Source organism: Erwinia sp. 198, assembly GCF_003937915.1.
In the GTDB taxonomy this organism is placed as follows: domain Bacteria; phylum Pseudomonadota; class Gammaproteobacteria; order Enterobacterales; family Enterobacteriaceae; genus Erwinia; species Erwinia aeris.
In genome coordinates, this window is sequence record NZ_RHUM01000009.1 from 177,049 (window position 1) to 200,370 (window position 23,322).

24 protein-coding genes and 3 tRNA genes are annotated in these 23,322 nt (G+C 56.4%); 9 read left to right on the plus strand and 18 right to left on the minus strand.

Going from position 1 to position 23,322, the window contains the following annotated elements:
- Positions 1–28 precede the first annotated feature (28 nt).
- From pykF to EGK14_RS14410, 5 genes are all read right to left on the minus strand, one after another.
- On the minus strand, positions 29–1,441 hold the full coding sequence (pykF, locus tag EGK14_RS14390; protein WP_125289780.1) for a pyruvate kinase PykF: 1,413 nt from the start codon (positions 1,439–1,441) through the stop codon (positions 29–31).
- A gap of 524 nt (positions 1,442–1,965) precedes the next feature.
- Positions 1,966–2,042: transfer RNA gene (locus tag EGK14_RS14395), tRNA-Val, on the minus strand.
- Positions 2,043–2,046: 4 nt separating this feature from the next.
- A tRNA-Val gene (locus EGK14_RS14400) sits at positions 2,047–2,123 on the minus strand.
- A 4-nt stretch (positions 2,124–2,127) separates the two neighbouring features.
- A tRNA-Val gene (locus EGK14_RS14405) sits at positions 2,128–2,204 on the minus strand.
- A gap of 141 nt (positions 2,205–2,345) precedes the next feature.
- On the minus strand, positions 2,346–3,719 hold the full coding sequence (locus EGK14_RS14410) for an MATE family efflux transporter (protein ID WP_125289781.1): 1,374 nt from the start codon (positions 3,717–3,719) through the stop codon (positions 2,346–2,348).
- A gap of 94 nt (positions 3,720–3,813) precedes the next feature.
- Here EGK14_RS14410 and EGK14_RS14415 point away from each other — a divergent pair, with 94 nt between their 5' ends.
- Positions 3,814–4,470, plus strand: coding sequence for a riboflavin synthase subunit alpha (locus EGK14_RS14415; protein ID WP_125289782.1), 657 nt, complete (start codon positions 3,814–3,816; stop codon positions 4,468–4,470).
- A 34-nt stretch (positions 4,471–4,504) separates the two neighbouring features.
- On the opposite strand, the gene cfa is transcribed toward EGK14_RS14415, so the two are convergent.
- Together cfa and punC are read right to left on the minus strand one after the other, a co-directional pair.
- The gene (gene cfa, locus EGK14_RS14420; RefSeq protein WP_125289783.1) at positions 4,505–5,653 is read right to left on the minus strand and encodes a cyclopropane fatty acyl phospholipid synthase; all 1,149 of its coding nucleotides are present in this window, start codon (positions 5,651–5,653) and stop codon (positions 4,505–4,507) included.
- Positions 5,654–5,950: 297 nt separating this feature from the next.
- Positions 5,951–7,138 carry a purine nucleoside transporter PunC gene (gene punC, locus EGK14_RS14425; protein ID WP_125289784.1) on the minus strand — a complete coding sequence of 396 codons (1,188 nt, stop codon included), beginning with the start codon at positions 7,136–7,138 and terminating at the stop codon, positions 5,951–5,953.
- Between the two features lie 114 nt (positions 7,139–7,252).
- On the opposite strand from punC, the gene punR reads away from it, so the two are divergent.
- Positions 7,253–8,161, plus strand: coding sequence for a DNA-binding transcriptional activator PunR (punR, locus tag EGK14_RS14430; protein ID WP_125289785.1), 909 nt, complete (start codon positions 7,253–7,255; stop codon positions 8,159–8,161).
- 30 nt (positions 8,162–8,191) lie between these two features.
- Here the strand turns inward: punR and purR are convergent, their stop codons facing one another.
- Positions 8,192–9,217, minus strand: coding sequence for an HTH-type transcriptional repressor PurR (gene purR, locus EGK14_RS14435; RefSeq protein ID WP_125289786.1), 1,026 nt, complete (start codon positions 9,215–9,217; stop codon positions 8,192–8,194).
- A gap of 319 nt (positions 9,218–9,536) precedes the next feature.
- Positions 9,537–10,319: a C40 family peptidase gene (locus EGK14_RS14440; RefSeq protein ID WP_125289825.1), complete on the minus strand. Its 783-nt coding sequence runs from the start codon at positions 10,317–10,319 to the stop codon at positions 9,537–9,539.
- 360 nt (positions 10,320–10,679) lie between these two features.
- Between EGK14_RS14440 and EGK14_RS14445 the strand changes: the two genes are divergently transcribed.
- A complete protein-coding gene (locus tag EGK14_RS14445) occupies positions 10,680–11,018 on the plus strand; it encodes a Grx4 family monothiol glutaredoxin (RefSeq protein WP_125289787.1) in 339 nt (112 codons plus the stop codon).
- 57 nt (positions 11,019–11,075) lie between these two features.
- Here the strand turns inward: EGK14_RS14445 and rnt are convergent, their stop codons facing one another.
- The 4 genes from rnt to eptA form a co-directional block, all read right to left on the minus strand.
- Positions 11,076–11,726 carry a ribonuclease T gene (gene rnt, locus EGK14_RS14450; protein ID WP_125289788.1) on the minus strand — a complete coding sequence of 217 codons (651 nt, stop codon included), beginning with the start codon at positions 11,724–11,726 and terminating at the stop codon, positions 11,076–11,078.
- A gap of 103 nt (positions 11,727–11,829) precedes the next feature.
- Positions 11,830–12,237 carry a lactoylglutathione lyase gene (gene gloA / locus EGK14_RS14455; RefSeq protein WP_125289789.1) on the minus strand — a complete coding sequence of 136 codons (408 nt, stop codon included), beginning with the start codon at positions 12,235–12,237 and terminating at the stop codon, positions 11,830–11,832.
- A 209-nt stretch (positions 12,238–12,446) separates the two neighbouring features.
- Positions 12,447–13,544, minus strand: a complete 1,098-nt coding sequence (locus EGK14_RS14460) for an alkene reductase (protein ID WP_125289790.1) — start codon at positions 13,542–13,544, stop codon at positions 12,447–12,449.
- Between the two features lie 60 nt (positions 13,545–13,604).
- Complete coding sequence (eptA, locus tag EGK14_RS14465) at positions 13,605–15,272, minus strand: phosphoethanolamine transferase EptA (RefSeq protein WP_125289791.1); 1,668 nt, start codon at positions 15,270–15,272, stop codon at positions 13,605–13,607.
- 131 nt (positions 15,273–15,403) lie between these two features.
- On the opposite strand from eptA, the gene EGK14_RS14470 reads away from it, so the two are divergent.
- Both EGK14_RS14470 and sodC read left to right on the plus strand, forming a co-directional pair.
- Entirely contained in the window at positions 15,404–15,643 is a 240-nt protein-coding gene (locus tag EGK14_RS14470) for a DUF1289 domain-containing protein (RefSeq protein WP_125289792.1), read from the plus strand.
- A gap of 74 nt (positions 15,644–15,717) precedes the next feature.
- Positions 15,718–16,236 (plus strand): superoxide dismutase family protein, encoded by a 519-nt coding sequence (sodC, locus tag EGK14_RS14475; protein WP_125289793.1) that lies wholly within the window; start codon positions 15,718–15,720, stop codon positions 16,234–16,236.
- Positions 16,237–16,275: 39 nt separating this feature from the next.
- Here the strand turns inward: sodC and EGK14_RS14480 are convergent, their stop codons facing one another.
- Genes EGK14_RS14480 through EGK14_RS14495 form a run of 4 tightly spaced genes read right to left on the minus strand, consistent with a single transcriptional unit; the run spans position 16,276 to position 19,758 of the window.
- Positions 16,276–16,605 carry a NirD/YgiW/YdeI family stress tolerance protein gene (locus tag EGK14_RS14480; RefSeq protein WP_233598505.1) on the minus strand — a complete coding sequence of 110 codons (330 nt, stop codon included), beginning with the start codon at positions 16,603–16,605 and terminating at the stop codon, positions 16,276–16,278.
- A gap of 59 nt (positions 16,606–16,664) precedes the next feature.
- Positions 16,665–18,668, minus strand: coding sequence for an FUSC family protein (locus EGK14_RS14485; RefSeq protein ID WP_125289794.1), 2,004 nt, complete (start codon positions 18,666–18,668; stop codon positions 16,665–16,667).
- Complete coding sequence (locus EGK14_RS14490; RefSeq protein WP_125289795.1) at positions 18,665–19,522, minus strand: HlyD family secretion protein; 858 nt, start codon at positions 19,520–19,522, stop codon at positions 18,665–18,667. Before EGK14_RS14490 ends, EGK14_RS14485 begins: the two co-directional genes overlap by 4 nt.
- Positions 19,519–19,758: a DUF1656 domain-containing protein gene (locus EGK14_RS14495; protein WP_125289796.1), complete on the minus strand. Its 240-nt coding sequence runs from the start codon at positions 19,756–19,758 to the stop codon at positions 19,519–19,521. The genes EGK14_RS14490 and EGK14_RS14495 overlap by 4 nt, the downstream gene beginning before the upstream one ends.
- A gap of 149 nt (positions 19,759–19,907) precedes the next feature.
- Between EGK14_RS14495 and slyA the strand changes: the two genes are divergently transcribed.
- A complete protein-coding gene (slyA, locus tag EGK14_RS14500; protein ID WP_125289797.1) occupies positions 19,908–20,342 on the plus strand; it encodes a transcriptional regulator SlyA in 435 nt (144 codons plus the stop codon).
- Between the two features lie 27 nt (positions 20,343–20,369).
- Here slyA and slyB read toward each other — a convergent pair whose 3' ends face one another.
- Positions 20,370–20,837 (minus strand): outer membrane lipoprotein SlyB, encoded by a 468-nt coding sequence (gene slyB / locus EGK14_RS14505; RefSeq protein WP_125289827.1) that lies wholly within the window; start codon positions 20,835–20,837, stop codon positions 20,370–20,372.
- A gap of 273 nt (positions 20,838–21,110) precedes the next feature.
- Here slyB and anmK point away from each other — a divergent pair, with 273 nt between their 5' ends.
- From anmK to pdxH, 3 genes are read left to right on the plus strand one after another with little or no spacing between them, the layout of a single operon-like run.
- Complete coding sequence (gene anmK, locus EGK14_RS14510; RefSeq protein WP_125289798.1) at positions 21,111–22,232, plus strand: anhydro-N-acetylmuramic acid kinase; 1,122 nt, start codon at positions 21,111–21,113, stop codon at positions 22,230–22,232.
- Positions 22,233–22,252: 20 nt separating this feature from the next.
- On the plus strand, positions 22,253–22,558 hold the full coding sequence (locus EGK14_RS14515) for an MliC family protein (protein ID WP_125289799.1): 306 nt from the start codon (positions 22,253–22,255) through the stop codon (positions 22,556–22,558).
- 60 nt (positions 22,559–22,618) lie between these two features.
- Positions 22,619–23,272, plus strand: coding sequence for a pyridoxamine 5'-phosphate oxidase (gene pdxH, locus EGK14_RS14520; protein ID WP_125289800.1), 654 nt, complete (start codon positions 22,619–22,621; stop codon positions 23,270–23,272).
- The last annotated feature ends 50 nt before the right edge of the window (positions 23,273–23,322 follow it).

The following is a 23,322-nucleotide window of genomic DNA, read 5'->3' on the forward strand; positions in this document are numbered from 1 at the left end:
CTTTTTCACTACAAGGCGTAATCTTTGATTACAGAACGTGCACAGACGCGGTATTCGTGGTTCCACTTGGCACCAGCGCGCCAGAAACCATCACCACGACATCGCCTTTACGACCGTAGCCGCTGGCAATGGCCGCTTCTTTCCCGATACGGTAAAAATCATCGGTAGAAGCGATTTCTTTTACCACGGACGCCACGATGCCTTTACTCAGGATCAGCTGACGCGCGGTCTGTTCGTTAGTGGTTAACGCCAGGATAGTCGCGTTCGGGAAATACTTGCGTACGGACTTGGCTGACTTACCGCCTTCGGTTGCCACCACGATCAGCGGCGCCTCCAGCTTCTCGGCAGTTTCTACTGCGCCACGGCACACGGCTTCCGTAATGCGCATTTTGCGGCTGTCATGCTGAGAGTCGATACGGCTTTTCATCACGCGATCGGTACGTTCGCAGATGGTAGCCATAATGGTGACAGATTCCAGCGGGTATTTACCCTTGGCGCTTTCGCCAGAGAGCATAACCGCATCGGTGCCGTCCAGGATGGCATTAGCCACGTCGCCCGCTTCTGCACGGGTAGGGCGTGGGTTTTTGATCATCGAGTCCAACATCTGCGTAGCGGTAATAACCACTTTACGTGCGCGGTTACATTTTTTAATCATCATCTTCTGCGCGAAGATCACTTCTTCAACCGGGATTTCCACACCCAGGTCGCCGCGCGCCACCATGATGCCGTCGGAAGCGTCCAGGATTTCGTCAAAATTGTTCAGGCCTTCCTGATTTTCAATTTTAGAGATGATCTGAATATGCTCGCCGCCGTTCTGCTTCAGGTGCTCGCGAATTTCCAGCACGTCGGAACGCTTGCGGATAAAGGAGGCGGCAACAAAATCCACGCCCTGTTCGCAACCAAAAATCAGGTCACGCTTGTCTTTTTCAGCCAGCGCTGGCAGCTGGATAGAAACGCCAGGCAGGTTTACGCCTTTGTTTTCGCCCAGATCGCCGTTGTTCAGTACCTTACATACCACGTGGTTTTCGGTTACTTCGGTGACTTCCATGCCGATCAGGCCATCGTCCACCAGCACGGTGTTGCCGATAGAGAGGTCGGAGGTGAAGCCGGAATAGGTTACCGCCACGCGCTCGCTGTTGCCGATAACGGACTGATCAGTGGTGAAGGTAAAGGTCTGACCGGCTTTCAACGACACGTCCGCGCCGCCTTCCAGCTTCATGGTACGGATTTCTGGCCCTTTGGTGTCCAGCAAAATAGCGGCCTGCTTGCCGGTTTTGCTCATGACCGCGCGCAGGTTAGCGATACGCTTACCGTGCTCATCGTAATCGCCGTGAGAGAAGTTCAGACGCATAACGTTCATGCCCGCGTCCAGCAGGTTGGTCAACATTTCTTCCGATTCGGTTTTTGGACCGATAGTACAAACAATCTTGGTCTTTTTCATGACGAGTCATCTGTTAAGTTGTGATGGATGAAATAAAGCGTAATCCCGGTGATTGATGGTGCGTGCCGGAAAAGCATGATTGCCTGAGCGGCGAACTGCGATACAGCTTAAGGATAGGTGACAGAAAAAAAGCGTGCAGAGGAAGTTTAAACGCGGTTTTGGCGCAGGCGCAAAGATCGGTTGCGCAACCAGCTATCGTTTTTGCTAAAGGGCCAACCATACGCTGAAACCATTCAAGTGAAACAACGTTTCGTATTATAGCTACTCAGCCCATTGAAAACCAATTAAAAAGTAGGCCGGAATGAGGGAAAGCTTGCACCAGATCAGATTGTTGCGCAAAAAAAAAGCGGTGGTCGGGCGCAGAAAGAGCCGTTCGGGCACGAGAAAGGGCAGCGGCGTAAAGCAAGACACCAGGGGAAAAAGCAGCAGACAGAAGCGAAACGTTATGGAAGGTACATAGCGTGATAAAACAAGTAATCAGGAAAAAATAGCGGCGTGGAATTAGTTAGCGAGAAAGCAGGAGATGGTGCGTTCTAGAGGACTCGAACCTCCGACCCCCACCATGTCAAGGTGGTGCTCTAACCAACTGAGCTAAGAACGCAAGATGGTGCGTCCGAGTGGACTCGAACCACCGACCCCCACCATGTCAAGGTGGTGCTCTAACCAACTGAGCTACGGACGCACTGTGGTGCGTTCTAGAGGACTCGAACCTCCGACCCCCACCATGTCAAGGTGGTGCTCTAACCAACTGAGCTAAGAACGCATCATGCTGTCTGGGTGACAGCGGGGACGAATATTAACGACAGCCCTGGCGGCTTGCAAGCAGAAATCGCTATTTTCGGTGCGACTGCTGCGCAACTGTGCGAAGCGCAGCATTTTTAAACATCCGGTTTAAATGAAGATGTTAGCGGTCTGCGCGTGCCAGCAGCTGCGCTTCAGGCTGGCGCTGCAGCCGCAGAATACGCCAGACCATCATAATTGCGCTGGAGGTCAGGCCAATAATAAAGCCTGTCCAAAAGCCCGCCGGGCCCATCGGCGCCACCACCCAGTCCGTCAACGCCAGAATGTAGCCGCTGGGCAGGCCCAGCACCCAGTAAGCGATAAAAGTGATAAAAAAGATGGCGCGCGTATCTTTATAGCCGCGCAGAATGCCGCTGCCGATAACCTGGATCGAATCGGAAAACTGATAAATCGCGGCCAGCAGCATCAGCTGAGCCGCCAGCGTCACCACGGCCGGATTCTGATTATAAAGCAGCGCGATCTGCTCGCGAAATACCACCGTGAACAGCGCCGTCAGCAGCGACAGCGACATGCCCACGCCTTGCGCCGTCCATGCCGCTACGCGAGCGCCTTCGGTCGAGCCCTGGCCAAGCCGGAAACCCACGCGGATAGTGGTGGCTGCGCCAAGAGAAAGCGGCAGCACAAACATCAGCGAGCTGAAGTTCAGCGCTATCTGGTGGCCCGCCACCTCGACGATGCCCATTGGCGACACCAGCAGGGCGACGACGGCAAACAGCGTCACCTCAAAGAACAGCGCCAGCGCGACAGGAAGTCCGAGTTTAAAGAGGCGGGAAAGCGCCCTGGTATCGGGCGGACTGAACCGATCCGCCAGGCGAATATCGCGCATGGAAGAGGCGCGCGAAACCCATATTTTCATCGCAATAAACATTACCCAGTATACCGACGCCGTCGCCACACCGCAGCCGACGCCGCCAAGCGCGGGCATCCCGAAATGGCCGTAGATAAAAATATAGTTAACCGGAATATTCACCAGCAGCCCAATAAAACCCATCACCATGCCCGGCTTGGTTTTGGCGAGGCCTTCGCACTGGTTGCGCGCGGTCTGGAAAAACAGATAACCCGGCGCTCCCCACAGCAGCGCATGAAGATAGCCTACGGCTTTATCCGCCATCACGGGATCGATATTTTGCATAGAACGGATAACATAGCCGGCGTTATAGAGCACAACCATAACCAGCAGGGAAGCGAAGGCGGCCAGCCAGTATCCCTGACGAACCTGGAAAGCAATACGATCGCGGCGGCCCGAGCCGTTGTATTGCGCCACAACCGGCGTGAGCGAAAGCAGTAATCCGTGGCCGAACAGAATGGCGGGCAGCCAGACAGATGTGCCGACCGCGACGGCGGCCATATCCGTTGCGCTGACGTCGCCGGCCATCACCGTATCCACGAAGCCCATGGCGGTTTGCGCAACCTGCGCAAAAATTACCGGAATTGCCAGCGCCAACAATTGACGCGCCTCGGTCAGATACTTCTGCACATATACACCTGTTTTTTAACTGAAGGGAGAAAGACTATTTGGTATAGTTTTAAGATCAGACAAGAATAGCGAAAAATCCACCGAGGTCATAATTATGTTTACCGGTATTGTGCAGGGCACCGCAGAGGTGTTGGCAATTGAAGAGAAACCGAATTTTCGCACGCACATCGTTCGCCTGCCGGACGAGCTGCTGCCGGGACTGGAGCTGGGTGCTTCCGTATCTCACAATGGCTGTTGCCTGACGGTGACCGGGGTTGACGGCAACCGTGTCAGTTTTGACCTGGTAAAAGAGACGCTGCGTATTACCAACCTGGGGGATTTAAAGCCCGGCGATATTGTTAACGTAGAGCGCGCGGCAAAATTCAGCGACGAAATCGGCGGCCATTTAATGTCCGGTCATATTATGACTACCGCCGAAATCTGCAAAATCCTGACGTCTGAAAATAACCGCGAAATATGGTTTAAGCCGCAGGACAGCGAGCAGATGAAATATATTCTGCACAAAGGCTTTATTGGTATTGACGGCATCAGCCTGACGGTTGGCGAAGTCACCAAAAGCAAATTCTGCGTGCATCTGATCCCGGAAACGCTGGCAAGAACCACGCTGGGCGGCAAGCGGCTGGGCGACAGGGTAAATATTGAAATCGATCCGCATACTCAGGCGATTGTGGAAACCGTTGAGCGCGTGCTGGCACAGCGTGAAGCGGCGCTGCTGGCGGCCGCCTCGACGGAAATTCAGCCGGAAGAGTAATAAACAAGGTCGGCTTAGTGGCCGACCTTGTCCGCTAGTGCGGCACGCGCAATCCGCCCTCTTTACCGTGGGTAAAGACCACCTGCCAGAGCTGAATATCCCGCGCGCGGAAAGCGCCCGCACAGGCGTTAAGGTAGTAGCTGAACATGCGCTTAAAGCGTTCGCCATATTTATCCGCCAGCTGCGGCCACGCGGCTAAAAAGCGCTGATGCCAGGACATCAGTGTCAGATCGTAATCCGCCCCAAAGTTATGCCAGTCCTCCATCACGAAATGCGGTTCGTGCGCCTCGGCAATATGGCGTACGGAAGGCAGGCAGCCGTTAGGAAAAATATATTTATCGATCCAGGGATCAACATTATCGTCCGTTTTGTTTGCACCAATGGTATGCAGCAAGAAGATGCCGTCCGGCTTCAGATTGCGATCGACCACGTTAAAGTAGGTGGCGTAATTTTTTGGCCCGACGTGTTCAAACATACCAACGGAAACGATGCGATCAAACTGCTGATCAAGGTCGCGGTAATCCTGGAGCAGGATGGTGACGTCCAGCCCTTCGCCACGTTGCTGTGCCAGCTTCTGCTGCTCGGCGGAGATGGTCACGCCGGTCACCCTGACGTTGTAATGACGCGCCGCATAAGCCGCCAGCCCGCCCCAGCCGCAGCCGATATCGAGCAGCGACATGCCGGGTTCCAGCTGAAGTTTCTCGCAGATCATTTTTAATTTAGCCTGCTGCGCCTGCTCCAGCGTTTCCGCCTCTTTCCAGTAGCCGCAGGAGTATTGCATGTAGGGATCAAGCATCAGCATAAAAAGGTCATTACCAAGATCATAATGCTCTTTGCCGACAATCCAGGCGCGCTTGCGGGATTGCAGATTAGTGAGGCGCGCGGCGGCGATGCGCAGCGTATCTTTAAAGTGGCGAGGAAGCTGCTGATCCAGCCTGGCCAGCAGCACGCGGTGAAAAAACATATCGAGCTGCTCGCACTCCCACCAGCCGTCCATATAGCTCTCGCCCAGGCCCAGCGATCCTTCCTGCATCACGCGCTTAAAAAAATCGGGATGGGTCACCTGAATATCCCAGGGACGGGTGCCGTTAATTTCGATATCCGCGTTGCGCAACATTTCCTGGGCGATTCGATACCACTGATTTTCTTCCAGGCTCACTTCTTCTATACACGATGAACTCATAGCTTCTCCATCACCCTTCGTGATTGAAACCTGAGAAAAAGAATAATCAATTTCCACAGGGTTTGAGAAAACGCACGCTTAGCCGTGCGCCTGATATCCGGCGTTACAGAGGATTGAACTGAAGCCTACAGAGTGGGGGTGACGCCTGCCACAAAAGAGAACACCCGGACACCCCTGTCAGGACTCAAAAAATGATACAAAGTTGTTATGATTTATTGCCTGAAAATGAGTATATGCTCACCTCAGGCAATATTCAACGCCTTATCGTTAGGACGCTAACTAAATAGATTCAGTCAGTTAACGACGGCTCTGAGCGTGGGTCAGGGGAGCGTTGGCTAACGTCGTCCTTTGTAAAATATAGCCAATAATCGTCAGAAACACAGTACTGAGCATGACCAGCGACGTGGTGGCCAGCGGGTTAGCAATAAAACCGGAAACAATCATGCTGGCGACGAAGCAGAGACCAAGCTGCAGCGTATTTTGCAGCGCGGCTGCTTTACCGCTGGCCTGCGGAAAAGGCAGCAGCGCATTCGCAACCACAATCGGATAGATAGCGCCGTTGGCCAACGCCATACCGCAAAACGGCAGCAGCAGCGCCCAGGTCGACGGGGTTTCCACCTGCGCGGCAATAAAGAATGCGCCTACGCTGAGAGCATACAGCGTCAGCAGCCACGGCAGCAGCGAAGCGCCTTCAGTCTGCTTCAGCAGCGCCCGACAGCCGTAGCCGCCGGCGAGAAAGGCCAGCGTCTGCGGCACATAGCTAAGGCCGATATCGCCTGGCGACATGCCCAGTTCGGCCAGAATAAATGGCGAACCGGTCAGCCAGGCGAAAAAGCTGGCGGAGCAAGCGGCATAAATCAGCACGTTACCGCTCCAGATCGGCGACTTCAGCAGAGTAAAGAAACCCACCTTAGCCTCTTCCTTATGCACTTTGGGGGCAGGAGTCGACAGAAAAAGCGTGGCGATGAGCAGTATCAGGGCCAGCAGCAGCAGCGCCAGGAAAATCGACCGCCAGGCAAAGTGGTTCAGCAGCCAGGCGCCCAGCAGCGGGGCCAGCGCCGGCGATAGCGCCACCAGCGGCATAATAGTGGCAAAAACACGGTTGGCCTGCGCGCCGGAATAGCGGTCGATCACCAATGCCTGCCAGCTGACGGCGGCGGCGCAAATGCCCACCGCCTGTAAAAAGCGCAGCGTCAGCAGTATGGTGGTGGATCCCGCCCACCACATTGCGCCGCAGCTGACGGCAAACAGTCCCAGCCCCATTAACAGCACCGGCTTACGGCCAATGCGGTCGGAAAGCGGCCCCCAGAACAGCTGCGCGCTGGCAAACCCGGCCAGGAACAGGCTGAGGCTGGAGCTGATTACGCCCGCTTCGGTTTGCAAATCCTGCTGCATCGCTGTAAAGGCGGGCAGATACATATCGGTGGCAAGAAAACCCGCAACGCTGAGCAGCGCGAGGTAAAGTAAAAATCCTTTCGACGGCATGAGGTTTTGCTCTTTTTTATCAGGTGAATAGCGGACGGCAGTGTAAAAGAGTGCGATAGCGGTTGTGAAACGGTAATATTTGCGTCTTGCGTTCAAAAATTTTGCAGGAAGAATATGTGGTCAGAACACTCGCTTGAGGTGATTGATGCGGTCGCCCGCACCGGCAGCTTTACCGCCGCAGCGGCGGAGCTGCATCGCGTTCCGTCCGCCATCAGCTATACCGTGCGCCAGCTTGAGGAATGGCTGGCGGTGCCGCTGTTCGAGCGGCGCCACCGGGACGTGGTCTTAACGGCGGCGGGCGAGGTCTTTATCCAGGAAGGGCGGAGTGTTATCAAAAAAATGCTTGCCACACGACGCCAGTGTCAACAGGTCGCCAACGGCTGGCGCGGCCAGCTGAATATTGCCGTCGATCGCATTGTTAAAACCGCGCGTACGCGCCAGCTGGTGGTGGATTTTTACCGACATTTTCCCGATATGGAACTGCATCTTTCGCCGGAGGTATTCAACGGCGTATGGGATGCGCTGGCCGACGGCCGGGTTGACGTGGCGATAGGCGCGACGCAGGCTATTCCGGTCGGTGGACGCTTCGCCTTTCGCAATATGGGGATGCTCAACTGGCGCTGCGTGGTGAAGGCGGATCATCCACTTGCGCAACACAGGGAGAAGGTTAGTGAGGAGGCGATCCGGGAATGGCCTTCGCTGGTGCTGGAGGATACTTCGCGCGCGCTGCCGAAAAGAACCACCTGGACGCTGGATAATCAGCGACGGCTGGTCGCACCGGACTGGGAGAGCGCATTTGATTGCCTGCTGGCCGGGCTGTGTGTCGGCATGGTGCCGGGGCATCTTGCGCAACCGCTGCTGCAAAACGGCTCGCTGTGCGAGCTGAAGCTGGATCCGCCTTTTCCGGACAGCCCCTGCTGCGTCAGCTGGTCGGAACAGCAGGCGTCGCCGGCGCTGCGCTGGCTGCTGGATTATTTAGGCGAAACGGAAACGCTGAACAGCGAGTGGCTGCGGGAGACGTAAAAGACGGGCGGCGGATGGCCGCCCGTGCGCTTAGCGACGGTAGTCGAGGAAAGGGCCGTCCGCTACGGAGCGACGTTCAATCAGCGTAGGATGCACTTCAATCGTCTGCGGCTCTTCGCGTTTGCTGGTAATACGATCGAGCAGCATATTGAAGGCCGTTGCGCCCAGACGCTCTTTCGGCTGGTGAACGGTGGTCAGTGCGGGGGTAAAGTAGCGCGAGTTGCGCACGTTATCATACCCGATCACCGAAATATCCTGCGGTACGCGCAGGCCCATCTCGTCTGCGGCGCAAATCGCGCCCATCGCCATTACGTCGCCGCCGCAGAATACCGCGGTAGGACGCTGTTTTTGCGCCAACAGCTGCTGCATGGCGCGATAGCCCGATTCCGGCTCAAAATCGCCCTGAACCAGCCACTCTTCGCGCAGCGTAATCCCCGCTTCGCTCAGCGCCTTGAGGAAGCCGGCATGACGACCGCCGCCGGTATTGCGCTCCATATGGCCCGGGATCACGCCGATATCGCGGTGGCCGCGATCGATCAGATAGCGGCCCGCCAGATAACCGCCTTCAAAGGCGTTATCAAGAATAGTGTCGGTAAAATCGCCGCGCGACTCGCCCCAGTCCATAACGACCATCGGGATGTTGCGGTGATCTTCCAGCATTTTAATCAGCTCATCCGGATACTCGGCGCACATGACCAGCAGGCCGTCGACGCGTTTTTGCGCCATCATGGACAGATAGGCCTGCTGCTTTTCCAGTTCGTTATGCGCGTTGCCCAAAATCAGCGTATAGCCTTTGGCAAAACAGCTGTGTTCGACCGCCTCAATAATTTCGGCGAAATAGGGCGCTTCGCTGGAGGTCGCCAGCAGGCCAATGGTTTTGGTGTTATTGACCTTCAGGCTGCGGGCCACGGCGCTGGGCGAATAGTGCAGCGCTTTGATCGCTGCCCAGACGGCTTCCCGCGTGTCTTCAGCGACGAAGCGGGTTTTATTAATGACGTGGGACACCGTGGTGGTTGAGACACCGGCGCGCCTGGCCACATCTTTTATGGTTGCCATGGAAAAAGACTCCTGCGCTATTCAGTAAGTCACTGAAAAGCTTTTTGTTAAACGATTGCCTGGAATGATGATAATCCTGATATAAGTTGCGCATAATTTGTTGCGGAATGGTTATACCAGGAGGGAGTTCAGGGTGGCGAAACAGACTTGAGCAGAGCCTCATGTTGGCTAAATGCCTGTTGCGCAACAAACCGTGGATTCTAACAAGAGCAGGCGCAGAACACGAGGGTTTTAGGGGCACAGGCGAATATTTTGCGCAAATAACGGTAAACCGGCCCGGATCGTCTGCACGATGCGGGCCTACAGCCTGCGGAATGGGCTAGCGGATAGTTTTCGGCGTCATGACGCGGCGAGCGCCGACGTAGTGCTGCTCCCAGTAATCTTCGCTAAGCATACTCACCTGGATATCCTTGCCGGTACGCGGCGACTGGATAAACTTGCCGTTGCCCAGGTAAACGCCAACGTGATCCGCCGAGGCGCGGCCGTTGATGCTGAAAAACACCAGATCGCCTTTTTCCAGCTCGTTGCGCTTGATCGAAGCCGCATCCCGCAGATGGTACATTTCATTAGCGGTGCGAGGGATCTTAAACTTCACCAGATCTTTATAGGCATACCAGACCAGACCGCTACAGTCGAAACCGGTCTTGGGCGAGGTTCCGCCCCAGAGATAGGGCTTGCCCAGCTGGTTCATCAGCTTGCTCATCGCCGTTTCGCGGGCTTTCTGATAGCGGGCGCGATGCGCTTTGCTGAGCTTAAGCGGGGCCGAGGCCGAGCCGCTGGTTAAGGCTTCCGCCTCCTGGTTGCGCAAACGATGACGGCCATAGCGTTTCTTAGGCGGCAGCGTAGCGGCGACGGTCTGCGCTTTTTTACGCAGCTTAAACTTTTTAGCAAGGGGCGGACGGTTTTTGGCAGGGCTGGCTTCTTTTACTTTACGTGTAGAGGTTTTCACCGGGCGGCGTTTGCGGCGATCGTCTTCACGAGCAGGCGTGGCGCTGTCTGCTTTGTGGTGGTCCGCTTTAACGGCAGCGTGTGGCGATGCGTGCGCCACAGACATAAACAGCTGGGCAAAGGCCAGCATCAGCAAAGTGATGAGTAAACGCATCTTTACCATTAACAGTTTGTGCTCCCGCCAGTGGCAAGAGCATGGCTAAATAAGGAGATCTGCGCCTGGGCAGTCGGTTAAGACGATTCTAATCGAACTCTTTACTAAAAAGTAAGGCCTTTTTTGTTTCAATCGTCGCGAAGCGGTAAAAGCTGTAAAATTTAGCCTGTTCAAACGGTTATCTGTGCAAATTTGCCGCTGATATTTACAGTTAACGCAGCGCAGCCGGACCGAAAATGGTATTTTAACATTTTGTTTTCCGACCGTAGCGTCAGCGGGCGACTGAAAATGACATTTTCATCACGCTCGCAGACTCGCTACACTATACAGACACGAAGTAGCCGATTGAGGAAGGCATTTATGAGCACCATTGAGAAGATTGAGCGCCAGATCGCAGAAAACCCGATTCTGCTGTATATGAAAGGTTCCCCGAAGCTGCCAAGCTGCGGCTTTTCCGCGCAGGCCGTACAGGCGCTGTCCGCCTGCGGCGAGCGTTTCGCCTACGTCGATATCCTGCAGAATCCGGAAATTCGTGCTGAGCTGCCTAAATACGCCAACTGGCCGACTTTCCCACAGCTGTGGGTAGACGGCGAGCTGGTCGGCGGCTGCGACATTATTATTCAGATGTTTCAGGCCGGCGAACTGCAGCAGCTGATCAAAGAGACGGCGCAGAAATATCCTTCCGACGCGGCAGAGTAAAACGTCGCGCCGAATAAAGATAACGGTCAGGCCTGACAATACGTCAGGCCTGTTTTTTTAGTCGTGGTTCGCCGTTTCCGGCAGCGGCCAGCCGCCCAGACGTTTCCAGCGATTGACCAGCTCACAGAACAGATCGGCCGTCTGCACGGTATCATACAGCGCGGAATGCGCCTGCGAGCTGTCGAAAGGCATTCCGGCGGCCGTACAGGCTTTCGCCAGCACCGTTTGCCCCAGCACCAGGCCGCTCAGCGCGGCGGTATCAAAGGTGACAAACGGGTGGAAAGGATTACGCTTCAGCCCGGCTCTCTCCGCCGCGGCGTTCATAAAATTCAGATCGAAAGTGGCATTATGGGCCACCATGACGGCACGATTGCAGCCCTGATCTTTGATACCTTTGCGAACGGCTTTAAAGATGGCGTGCAGCGCTTCGTACTCGCTGACCGCGCCGCGCAGCGGATTGGCAGGATCGATGCCGTTAAAGGCCAGCGCTTCGGGTTGCAGAACAGACCCTTCGAACGGCTCAACGTGAAAGTGGAGCGTTTCGTCTTTCTCCAGCCAGCCATCGTCGTTCATTTTCAGCGTGACGGCGGCCACTTCCAGTAAGGCATTGGTTTTTGCGTCGAAACCGGCGGTTTCCACATCGATCACTACCGGATAAAAACCGCGAAAACGGCTGCTGAGGGCGTTAAGTTCGTTCGATTCGGACATCAGGATCTCACAGGCGAAAATTGAGCGCGTATTATGGCAAATTTCGGCATGGGTTGCAGCAGGGGAAGGGGAAAGAAGGGTGCCGGAAAGGCACCCCGACGCGTTACGCGCCCAGGCCGTGGCCCGCGTGTTTGTTTTCGATCAGTTCGATTTTATAACCGTCCGGATCTTCCACAAAGGCGATAATAGTGGTGCCGCCTTTAACCGGGCCGGCTTCACGAGTTACATTGCCGCCTTCGTTGCGGATACGGTCGCAGGTAGCCGCCACGTCGTCCACGCCCAGCGCGATATGGCCGTAGGCATCGCCCAGATCATATTTATCCACGCCCCAGTTATAGGTCAGCTCGATCACCGCGCCTTCGCTCTCTTCGGTATAGCCCACGAAAGCCAGCGTGTATTTATATTCGCTGTTTTCACTGGTGCGCAGCAGGCGCATGCCCAGAACTTTAGTATAAAAATCAACGGAGCGTTGCAGATCGCCAACGCGCAGCATGGTGTGAAGTAAGCGCATAACATCCTCTTTGAACAAACGTTATCATCCGATAACAAGCATAGCCTGAATTCCTGCCGTTACGGGAACCAGCAGGAATTCCCGGCGGTAAACGGCCTTCAGGCCGTTTTACCCGCGTAAGAGAATAGCAGCTATAGCCTGGCAGAAACCAGGAAATGCGTGCTTTCTCGTGCCGTCGGGCGTCGGACGGCGATAAAACCCGCAGGTGCTTACAGGAACGGATAGTCCGTATAGCCTTCCGCGCCGCCGCCGTAAAAGAGTTCCGGGCGTTGCTCGTTCAGCGGCGCGTTCTGCCGCAGGCGCTCGACCAGATCCGGATTGGCGATATAGTCGCGGCCAAAGGCTACGGCATCAATCAGGCCTTGTTCAATCAGCGCTTCCGCTTTCCCGGCGCTGTAACCGCCTGCACCGACAATCACACCGGGATAGGCTGCGCGGATCGCCTCGCGGAAAGCATCGCTGTAAGGCTTGCCGCCCGCCCAGTCCGGTTCTGAAATATGCAGATAGGCCAGATTGCGCTTTGCCAGCTCGCCGATATAGTAAAGCGCGGCGGCTTCCTGATCTTCGCCGTTATCCAGACCGTTAAACGGCCCGAGCGGCGAAATACGAATGCCGATCCGGTCGGCGCGCCAGCCGTCAATGGCCGCATCCACCACTTCCAGCGCAAAGCGCGTGCGATTTTCCACGCTGCCGCCGTAGGCATCCGTGCGCTGGTTAGACGCGGGCGAAATAAACTGATGCATCAGATAACCATGCGCGGAATGCAGCTCCACCAGGTCAAAATCCGCTTCGCGCGCGTTGATCGTGGCCTGACGGAAATCGTTGATCACGTCGTCAATCTCATCCAGACGCAGTTCGCGCGGCGTGGAGGTCGCTTCACGGATCGTCCGGCCCTGGCCATCGCGCAGAGAGGTACGGGTTTCGGCATTGATGGCGGAAGCCGAAACGGGCGCTTTACCTTCCGGTTGCAGGCTGCTGTGGGAAATTCGTCCGGTATGCCACAGCTGTACCGAACTGTGGCCGCCTTCCTGATGGATGCCGGCGTTAATCGCTTTCCACGCGGCGATCTGCTCGGCGGTATGCAGGCCGGGCGCGCCGGCATAGCCTTTTGCCTGGAAGGAGATCTGCGTGGCTTCGGTGATCACCAGCCCGGCGCTGGCGCGCTGGCGATAATATTCACCCATCAGCGGCGTAGGAATATCGCCCGGTTCGATGCTGCGCAGGCGCGTCAGCGGCGCCATAAAGATGCGGTTGGGCACGACAATCGCGCCGAGTTTTAAAGGGGTAAAAAGTTTTTTCAGCTGCATTTATCGCTCCTGGTACACCGGCTGCCAACCGCCGATACGGCGGTGGCAAAGCCAAAATTTTCAGTGACTATTGAGCGTAGTAGAGAAATCGCCGCTACCCGCAACGGTACGGCACGATCGGATCATATCCAGCGCGGGCTGATATTCTTTGGTTTCAATATTCATCATTCCCAGCAGCGTATGGAAAACGTTGTCCTGCGAAACCGCCGCGCCGGAAGCCTGCCGCAGACAGGTGCTGTTGATGCCAAAGGCGCTGGTGTAGCCGTCAGAAAGCCACAGCAGAAAGGGAATATGCGTTTGCTGCGTGGGGGCAATCAGATAAGGCGCGCCGTGCAGATACATCCCGCGTTCACCCAGCGATTCGCCGTGATCGGAAAGATAAATCAGCGCGACGTTGTAGCGGCTGCTGTAGGTTTTGAGCAGGCCGATAGTGTCACCCAGCATTGAATCGGTATAGACGAGCGTATTGTCATAGGTATTGACCAGCGCCTGGCTGTCACAGTCCTGGATCTGGTTACTGTCGCAGGTCGGGGTAAAGTGCCGCTTGTCGGCCGGATAGCGCCGGTAGTAAGCCGGGCCGTGGCTGCCCATCTGATGCAGCACTACTACCGTATCGTTTTTCATGCTGTCCAGATAGCGATCCAGCCGCCACAGCAGCACGTCGTCAAGGCAGTAATCGTCACGGCAAAAGTTTTTCAGCTGCCAGCGCGTCATGTCGCTATGCGGCACGCGATCACAGGCGCCTTTACAACCACCGTCGTTTTCCCGCCATAGTACGCTGACGCCCGCATGGGCCATTACGTCCAGCAGCCCTTCCTGATGGCGCGCCAGACTGGCATCGTAATGTTCGCGCGGCATATTAGAAAACATACAGGGCACGGAAATGGCTGTTTCCGTTCCGCACGATGTGGCGTTGGGATAATAGATGACGTTATCTTTTTTTAGTTCAGGGTTGGTCTCGCGAGCGTAGCCGCCGAGCGAAAAATTTTCCGCCCGTGCCGTTTCGCCCAGCACAAATACCACCAGCGTTTTTTTCTGCTGCGCTAAAATCTGCGGGCCTTTGCGTGCATCCTTGCCGATACTAATCAGCGTGCGATCGCCGTCAAACCAGCGATTATCAATATAGTGGCCAATGCCGCTGACGACGTTGACCGGCGTAATCATTTTCACCAGGCCTTTATTGTTACGGATAAGCGAGGCGTAATCTTTATAAAACAGCGCGGCAACCAGCAGGATCGCCAGCAGCGCCGCCAGGGCCGTGCCGGTGCGAAAAGCGATATTCATCCACCAGGGACGCCGCGTGACAATCCTGACCCGCCAAATAAGCAGCGCGGGTAGCAAGCCCAGCAGGATCAGCCAGAGGATATAGCGCAGGCTGAACAGGGCGGTCGCTTCCTGCAGATCCGTTTCAAACACGTTTTGAACCATATTGGTATCAATAACGGTGCCAAAGCTGTAAATAAAATAATTGGCCGCCGCGCTGACGATAGCCAGAAAAATTAACAGGGGTTTTCTGATCCACGGCAGGGCAGCCACGCTGAAAATAAACAGAAAGCCACAGAACAGCACCAGCGGCATGGTGGCAGCAAAAAAATAATCCTTCAGCTCGCTATAAGGAATTCGCTCCCACGCGTGAAAAAAGAACAGCGCGTTTGGAATTAGCGTAAAAAACAAGGCAGCATAAAAGTTAAAACTGATTTCATTGCAGCGTAAGGCAGTCAGCTTCATATAGGTTCATCAGCAGTAAACGGTGAATGAGCATAGCTTTATTAGCAAAATTAAACATTAACTGACGCTAAACAATCTTAAAAGACTAACATTAATATTACATTTAACTTTTCCCTGCATAAGGAGCGACGTTGGCCGAACAACTGGAATTCTTCCCCGTTCCCAGCCCGTGCCGGGGGATCTGTCAGAGCGACGATCGCGGCTACTGCCGTGGCTGCCTGCGTAGCCGCGAGGAGCGTTTCAACTGGATGAAGTTCAGCGATGCGCAAAAACGCGAGGTGCTGCGGCTTTGCCGTTTGCGGCGGCAGCGACTGTTGCGCGCCGGTAAGCCCGCCGAGCCGGATGAACCGGAACAGCCCTCTTTGTTTTAGTAGACAGATTCTTATGCAGTTCTGCAAATAGCGTCCAGGCTTATAGCTTCCCCGGCAAAATGTGAGGAAGTGTAATGAGACGTATAAACCTGCTTATGGTATCGCTGGCCTTTTGTGGCCTGGCCCAGGCCGCCAGCGAAAAAGTCGAGATTAAACTCGCCACGCCGCAGGGCGCGGGCGACAGTATCGGTCAGGTAACGATAGAAGAAACGGCCTATGGCCTGAGCTTTACGCCGCAGCTGAAAGCCTTGCCGCCGGGTGTTCACGGTTTCCATGTGCACGCCAACGGCAGCTGCGATCCCAAAACTACCGACGGGAAAGCGGTAGCCGCAGGCGCGGCGGGCGGTCATCTCGATCCGCAAAAAACCGGCAAGCATCTGGGGCCGTGGCAGGACGGCCACCTGGGTGATTTACCGGCGCTTTATGTCGCAGCCGACGGGACGGCGACCTATCCGGTGCTGGCGCCGCGCATTAAAAAACTGTCGGATATTAAAGGCAAAGCGCTGATGGTGCATGCCGGCGGCGATAACCATGCCGATCATCCTGCCCCGCTGGGTGGCGGAGGTGGCCGTTTCGCCTGCGGCGTGATCTAACCGAACCGCCGCCGCCCGTCGCGGCGGCAGGTTTATTGCCTAATGCGCCACGTTAATATGATCGACTTCGATTTCGGTATGCCCGTCGTTTTTATCCACGTCGCCGACCACGCGCACGGTTTTGCCAATCGCTATGTGATTGTCTTCCCACTCGTCATCATCAATGTCGATGCGGATTTTTCCGGTGCTGTCCTGCAGCCAGTAAAGATCGTCGTCGCCTGCATGTCCGGTGATTTTACCTGTCAGCACCACGCGAGTATCGTCGCGCAGCGTTTTCGCCTCTTTAACCGTGACCGTTTTTGCCGCATGAGCATAAGCCGGCAGAGAACAGGCCAGCAGAAGAACGGCTGCAAAAATTTTTTTCATCATAATCCCTCATTCATTAAACTCCATGTAAGCGTGGCCCAGTATAAATGAAAAAGTCGGCGTTATGTCAATGTCGCAGCCTGCTGCAGCTGTGAAAGCGAGCAGTAGAGTCGCCAGGTAATACCCGCCAGTTCCGTTTCGCTTTTTGTTTTTCCCGCCGCCAGCAGAGCCAGACTTTCCTGCAGTTCCTTGAGCGTCTCTTCCAGCGCGCGCTGCTGTACGCCTTTACCGCTGATAATACGATGCAGGTTGCTCAGCATGGCGTCCCGCACCGCCAGCAGCGCGGGTGAATCACACTGCCAGTCGCGCAGCTGCCAGACAATGTGCGAACAGTTCAGCAGCACCACGCCCCAGCGCAGCAGCCACAGCCTGGCCGGCTCGTCACGGCTGGCGTTCAGCTGGTTAACCCGATAGTAAATCAGCGACTCAAAGCGGCTCTGGCTAAGGTGCGGCCTGCGGCTGAGCTGATCGAGAAACTCGCGGCGCAGCGCCCGGATATGGCGGCGACTGCGGCGCTTGTCTGAACTGGGCCGCAAAACAAGGAAAGCCAGCCAGGCGAGCAGCACGCCGCACACCTTGGCGATATTATTGTTAATAAAGCTCTGATAGTCATAGGTGGGCGGATTGGTAACGGCAAGAAACGAGCCGCCGAACACAATCAGCTGGCCCCACAGCGCGGCGCGCTTTTTCTGCTGCACCTTGAAAAGCTGTAGCGTGACCAGCAGCGGAAACAGCAGCAGCAAGAATTGCCACAGCACGCTGATTTGCACCATCAGGCCGAACTTGATGATAAAGCTGAACACGGAAAGCAGCAGCAGCGTTTTCAACAGCAGCGACACGCTGCTGACGGGCGAAGGCACGGAGGAGTAGAGCACACAGCTGATGGCGGCCAGCGTTAACGCTGCCGAGCCCGCATCCCACTGGGTGGCGATGGTAAAGGCGCAGCCCAACACGATCACGCTAAAGGTGCGCAGTGCGCTCCAGCTGGCTTCCGCGCTGTCGCTGTGTCTGGCGAGCGCCGGGGCGGCGGGCGGCGCGAGGCGGGTATCGTCGTCGGCCTGTTCAAACAGCCGCAGCCAGCGGCGGATATTCAGCCACAGCCAGCAGAAATAGCGCAGACGATGCCAGAAAGCCTGATAGCGATAGTCGCTTTGATCCTGCGGCGCGGCGCTGGCGAGCAGTCGCGCCAGACGATATTTATCGCAGTCGGCGCTCGCCAACTCATCCAGCAGCTGCTGCACAACGGTATAGAGGCTTTCCGGCGCGTCGGGCCAGTTCAGCAGCATTCGGCGCAGGCTGGAGATCACGCTGGTGAGGCGCAGCTGCTGATGCAGGATATAGTTCAGCACATTGTTTTGCCGACGAAAGCGATAGTGGCTCCAGAACGCCTGGATACGCAGCAGATTAAGCGTGAGGATCTGCCCAATAACGTTTTCATGCGCGCTACGCACGTTGTCGGTGCTTTCACGTTGCAGCAGCAGTCGTCCATGATCCAGCAGGCGAAAATGCATCTCTTTTAGCGAGTTAATCAACGTCTCGCCGTCCGACGTGCTGGGCAGGATCATCATCATCAGGCCGCCGCACAGGATGCCGGTAATCACTTCGCAAACGCGCGCCTGGGTAATCTCCCACAGATCGCCGATTTCCGTAATATTAACCGTGGTAAACACAATAATGGCGGCGGTGTAGCCCGCCAGGGAAAATGCATAGGCAACGTTATTTTGATAATGGTTCTGGATCCAGGTGCAGAGCGCCAGCCAGCCCGCGATAGCCAGCGCAAACAGCCAGGGCTCGTTCAGCGTATAGCCGGCGATCAGCAGCGCCGCGCCCGCGCCCAGCAGGCTGCCCGCAATCCTGCCCAGGCTTTTACTGATTACGCCGCCGACGGTCGGAAAACTCACCACGGCGGCGGAAGTCATCGCCCAGTAAGGCTCGTCCAGCGCCAGCGCATAGGCGATGCTCAGCGCCAGACACATCGCGAGAGCATTGCGCAACGCGTAGCGCCACTGGCCTCGGGTCGCTTTGATCCACGGCAGATTTTGCCACTCCAGCCACTGCCAATTCATGGCGCAACGGTGATAGTGCAGGTGGTGCCCGCTACCAGCGGCAAATCTTTCGGCCATGCAGTCAGACGAATACGCACCGGCACGCGCTGCGCAAGGCGCACCCAGGGCACGTTCGGTTTGATATCGGGAATGAGTGCGCTGTCGCTTTCCACGCTTTGATCGTAAATAGCGCGGCCAATGCTTTCGACCTCGCCATGCAGCACGCGGTTATCGCTGTAAAGCCGCACGGTCGCGCGATAGCCGTCACGAATATGACGCAGCTTGGTCTCTTCAAAATAGCCCATCACATAAAAAGAATGGCTGTCGACCAGCGCGAAGACCGGCGTTCCGCCGGTGGCATAGTTACCGGGCCGCACCACCAGATTGCTGATCCAGCCGTCGGTTGGCGCGGCGATTTGCGTCTGGGCCAGGTTCCAGCGCGCCTGCTCCAGCTGCGCCTGAGCGGCCTTTGCCGCCGCCGCCAGCGACTTCGCGTTCAGCTCGGCCGCATCCAAATCTTCTGCGGAGATCGCGTTGCGCGGCAGGCTCTGACGCCGCCGCGACTCATGCTGAGCCTTCAGCAGATCGGCCTGCGCCTTCGTCAGCTGCGCCTCGGCGTTCAGCACCGCGATGCGATAAGGCCCGGCATCCAGCGTCAGCAGCGGCGTGCCTTTGGTCACGAACTGGTTATCTTTTACCAGTAGCGTTTCAATACGTCCGGAAACCTGCGGCGTGATATTAACCAGCTCGGCGCGCACCTTACCGTCACGCGTCCACGGTGACTGCATATAAAAATTCCATAGCCACCAGCCTGCACAAAGCGCGGCGGCGAAGAAGATCAGCGTTGAAAAATATTTTAGCGAGTTGAATTTCATACGAATGCCATCAGTAGCCACAGCGAAGCGCTGACGCAGAGAATAAACAGGGAAAGGTCGAGCAGGGTGGGATGCCAAATCTCGCCGGAATAGATCCAGCCGCGCAGCACGGGATGGATCAGCAGCCAGAGGAAAAACCCGGCCAGCACGGCTTTAAACAGCGGTGGAAAATAGAGCGACGCGCCGAAAACCAGGTCGGTTAGCGGCGAAAAAGCCGCTGTAAAAGCATTGTTCACTTAAAGCACTCCTTGTTACCCAGGTCACAGCATAGCTGCAGATTGGCATTACGCTTAATGTGAATGATATTTGTATTCTGTCCTGTAAACTCGCAGAATAGCCTGGAATGAGGCTTGATAGCTAGCAGGCTAATTATAAGGAGAGGAAATTGGATACCCCATTAGGAACGGATCTCGCAAGACTGGTGCGCATCTGGCGATCGCTGATCGACCAGCGCCTGAAACCCCTGGAGCTGACGCAGACGCACTGGGTCACGCTGCACAATATTCATCAGCTGCCGCCGGAGCAGTCGCAGATCCAGCTGGCCAAAGCCATCGGCATTGAACAGCCTTCGCTGGTGCGCACGCTGGATCAGCTGGAAGAGAAAGGGCTAATCACCCGCACTACCTGCGCCAGCGATCGCCGCGCCAAGCGCATCAAGCTGACCGAGGAAGCGGCGCCAATCATTAGCGAAGTCGAGCATGTTATTGACGCCACGCGGGATGATATTTTGGCTGGTATCTCTCAGCAGGAGATCGACAAGCTGGTAACGTTAATCGCCAGGCTGGAAAAGAATATTCTGGATCTGCAAAACCGCGAATAAAAGAACCGGCGATTGCCGGTTCCTCGCTTAGCGTGGTGAAACGGTGATCTGGCTGCCGTTGGAAGCCAGCGCAACGCGCTGTCCTACAGCGAAACGGCTGTTACCCTGTTTCTGCACAACCATAATGGTGTTGCCGTCATCCTTACGGATCTCCAGCTCCACGCCCTGGGTCTTGTTCATCGATCCCTGAACGCCCTGGCCCGCTACGCCGCCGGCAATTGCGCCTGCCGCCGTTGCCAGGCTACGGCCCGTGCCGCCGCCAACGGTATTGCCCAGGAAGCCGCCGAGCACCGCGCCGCCAAGCGCGCCGATAACATTGTTGTCGTCGCCACCCTGGATCTGAACGGGACGGACGCCAACCAGCGTGCCGTAAGTAACGCTCTGCACCTGTTTCGCTTCCGAGGCGGTGTAAACGTCGCCGGAAAGCGAGCTGTCATTGGCGCAGCCTGCTAAAGTCACACCGGTCAGTGCTACGATCATCATGCGCTTCAACATCATCAAACTCCTTTCTTTTCCATGTGCTGCAGTCAATTGCGCAGCGATCAATAACCTAATTATACGGTACAGGCAATGCCTGCTGTGTGGTTACGTCAAAAAATTGCTTTAAGCATAGCGCAGTACGGGTAAACCTGAAATCAATGGCGGCGCGGAAAGCGCGGTAAAAAGTCTGTCATCATGTAAAAATGCACAGTTAATCATAGAATTGCTGCACCGTTTTTGCGACGCTGTACCCAGGTTTGATATTCCCACAGCGGGTAAGGGACTTTGATGAGATCGGGACGTTATATAGGCGTGATGTCAGGAACCAGTCTGGACGGCGTGGACGTGGTGCTGGCGGCAATTGACCCGCAGATGGTGGCGCAGCAGGCCAGCTACTGCCATCCCATGCCGCTGGCGCTGCGCCAGGAGATCCTGGCGGTCAGCCAGGGGCAGCCGCTGACGCTTTCCCGGCTGGGGCAGCTGGATACGCGGCTGGGCCGACTGTTTGCCGAAGCGGTACAGGCGCTGATCGAGCGCGAAGGGCTGGAGAAAGAGGATATCGCTGCCATCGGCTGCCACGGGCAGACCGTCTGGCACGAGCCGCTGGGCGACGCGCCTAATACGCTACAAATCGGTGACAATAACCAGATAGCCGCGCTGACCGGCATCACGGTGGTGGGGGATTTTCGCCGGCGGGATATGGCGTTAGGCGGCCAGGGCGCGCCGCTGGTGCCCGCTTTTCATCAGGCGGTGTTGATGCATCCTGAAGAGCGGCGGATGGTGCTGAACATCGGCGGCATTGCCAATCTCTCGCTGCTGCTCCCCGGCCAGCCGGTGGGCGGCTACGATACCGGGCCGGGCAATATGCTGCTGGACGCGTGGATCTGGCGTCACCAGGGGCAGCCTTACGATCGGGACGGCGCCTGGGGCAGCAGCGGCCAGGTAGTGTATCCTTTATTGCAGCAAATGCTGGCGGATCCCTGGTTTGCGCTGGCCGCGCCCAAGTCCACCGGCAGAGAATATTTCAATCCGGCCTGGATCGACCGGCAGCTGGTTAACTTCCCTGGTCTGTTGCCGCAGGACGTGCAGACCACGCTGGTCGAGCTGACTGCCTCCACTATTGCGCAGCAGGTGATGCTGAGCGGCGGCTGCGAGCGGCTGCTGGTGTGCGGCGGCGGCGGAAAAAATCCGCTGCTGATGGCGCGGCTGAAAGCGCTGCTGCCGGGCATTGAAGTCAACGCCACCGATGAGGTCGGCATTCGCGGTGACGATATGGAAGCGCTGGCTTTCGCATGGCTGGCCTGCCGTACGCTCTCATCGCAGCCGGGCAATCTGCCTTCCGTGACCGGCGCGCGCGAAGCCTCCGTGATCGGTGCAATCTTTCCTGCTAATGTTCAGCGCTGCCGCTGAGTTATCTGAATGGAGCAAAGATGAAAAAATGTTTATTGCTGATGGCCGCGCTGCTGCTGAGCGGATGTCTACATCAGCCGCCTGAAAAAATCAGCAGGCTGCACTATCGCTGCGGCACGCTGCCGCTGTCGGTGCTGCTGGATAACGATCGTGAGGAAGTAAACCTTATTCTGGATGGCAACCCGCTGACGCTGAAGCAGCAGCCCGCGGCTTCCGGCACGCGCTATGCCGATGAACACTACGTTTTTTGGTCAAAAGGCGACGGCGCTTTTGTGGAGCGCAACGGCAAAATCATCATCGACGACTGCCGGCTCGAAAACCGTTAACTCGTTGAAATTGATTGTGATGAGGCGCACAATGCCTCGACTCTGATAGCGGAAAATCCCATGAATGATGACAGCCTACAGCAGATTGCTCATCTGCGCCGTGAATATACTCGTGGCGGCCTGCGCCGCAAGGATCTGCCTGACGACCCGCTGGTGCTGTTTGAACAGTGGCTAAGCCAGGCGGTTGCCGCGCAGCTGCCGGATCCTACTGCCATGAGCGTGGCGACCGTGGACGAGCACGGGCAGCCTTACCAGCGCATCGTGCTGCTGAAACATTTTGATACGCGTGGCATGGTGTTTTATACCAATCTGGGCAGCCGCAAAGCACAGCATCTGGAAAAAAACCCGCGCATCAGCCTGCTGTTTCCGTGGCATATGCTGGAGCGTCAGGTGATGGTGCTGGGCCGTGTTGAAAAACTGTCAACGATCGACGTGATAAAGTATTTCCACAGCCGCCCGCGCGAAAGCCAGATAGGCGCATGGGTATCGAAACAGTCGAGCCGTATTTCCGCGCGCGGCGTGCTGGAAGGCAAGTTCCTGGAACTGAAGCAAAAATTCCAGCAGGGCGAGGTGCCGCTGCCGAGCTTTTGGGGCGGCTACCGTATTACCATAGACTCAATGGAGTTCTGGCAGGGCGGCGAACATCGTCTGCATGACCGCTTTTTCTACCAGCGCGACAGCGAGGCGTGGAAAATCGATCGCCTGGCGCCCTGATTGCGCGAAATAATCCGTTAAGCGCTGGCACAGAGCCCGTCGGCGCTTTA

Bases quoted from the DNA above. Each gene is read 5' to 3' on its own strand.
- pykF (WP_125289780.1), bottom strand. From the start codon at position 1,441: ATGAAAAAGACCAAGATTGTTTGTACTATCGGTCCAAAAACCGAATCG.
- EGK14_RS14415 (WP_125289782.1), top strand. From the start codon at position 3,814: ATGTTTACCGGTATTGTGCAGGGCACCGCAGAGGTGTTGGCAATTGAA.
- cfa (WP_125289783.1), bottom strand. From the start codon at position 5,653: ATGAGTTCATCGTGTATAGAAGAAGTGAGCCTGGAAGAAAATCAGTGG.
- punC (WP_125289784.1), bottom strand. From the start codon at position 7,138: ATGCCGTCGAAAGGATTTTTACTTTACCTCGCGCTGCTCAGCGTTGCG.
- punR (WP_125289785.1), top strand. From the start codon at position 7,253: ATGTGGTCAGAACACTCGCTTGAGGTGATTGATGCGGTCGCCCGCACC.
- purR (WP_125289786.1), bottom strand. From the start codon at position 9,217: ATGGCAACCATAAAAGATGTGGCCAGGCGCGCCGGTGTCTCAACCACC.
- EGK14_RS14440 (WP_125289825.1), bottom strand. From the start codon at position 10,319: ATGCGTTTACTCATCACTTTGCTGATGCTGGCCTTTGCCCAGCTGTTT.
- EGK14_RS14445 (WP_125289787.1), top strand. From the start codon at position 10,680: ATGAGCACCATTGAGAAGATTGAGCGCCAGATCGCAGAAAACCCGATT.
- rnt (WP_125289788.1), bottom strand. From the start codon at position 11,726: ATGTCCGAATCGAACGAACTTAACGCCCTCAGCAGCCGTTTTCGCGGT.
- gloA (WP_125289789.1), bottom strand. From the start codon at position 12,237: ATGCGCTTACTTCACACCATGCTGCGCGTTGGCGATCTGCAACGCTCC.
- EGK14_RS14460 (WP_125289790.1), bottom strand. From the start codon at position 13,544: ATGCAGCTGAAAAAACTTTTTACCCCTTTAAAACTCGGCGCGATTGTC.
- eptA (WP_125289791.1), bottom strand. From the start codon at position 15,272: ATGAAGCTGACTGCCTTACGCTGCAATGAAATCAGTTTTAACTTTTAT.
- sodC (WP_125289793.1), top strand. From the start codon at position 15,718: ATGAGACGTATAAACCTGCTTATGGTATCGCTGGCCTTTTGTGGCCTG.
- EGK14_RS14480 (WP_233598505.1), bottom strand. From the start codon at position 16,605: ATGATGAAAAAAATTTTTGCAGCCGTTCTTCTGCTGGCCTGTTCTCTG.
- EGK14_RS14485 (WP_125289794.1), bottom strand. From the start codon at position 18,668: ATGAATTGGCAGTGGCTGGAGTGGCAAAATCTGCCGTGGATCAAAGCG.
- EGK14_RS14490 (WP_125289795.1), bottom strand. From the start codon at position 19,522: ATGAAATTCAACTCGCTAAAATATTTTTCAACGCTGATCTTCTTCGCC.
- slyB (WP_125289827.1), bottom strand. From the start codon at position 20,837: ATGTTGAAGCGCATGATGATCGTAGCACTGACCGGTGTGACTTTAGCA.
- anmK (WP_125289798.1), top strand. From the start codon at position 21,111: ATGAGATCGGGACGTTATATAGGCGTGATGTCAGGAACCAGTCTGGAC.
- EGK14_RS14515 (WP_125289799.1), top strand. From the start codon at position 22,253: ATGAAAAAATGTTTATTGCTGATGGCCGCGCTGCTGCTGAGCGGATGT.
- pdxH (WP_125289800.1), top strand. From the start codon at position 22,619: ATGAATGATGACAGCCTACAGCAGATTGCTCATCTGCGCCGTGAATAT.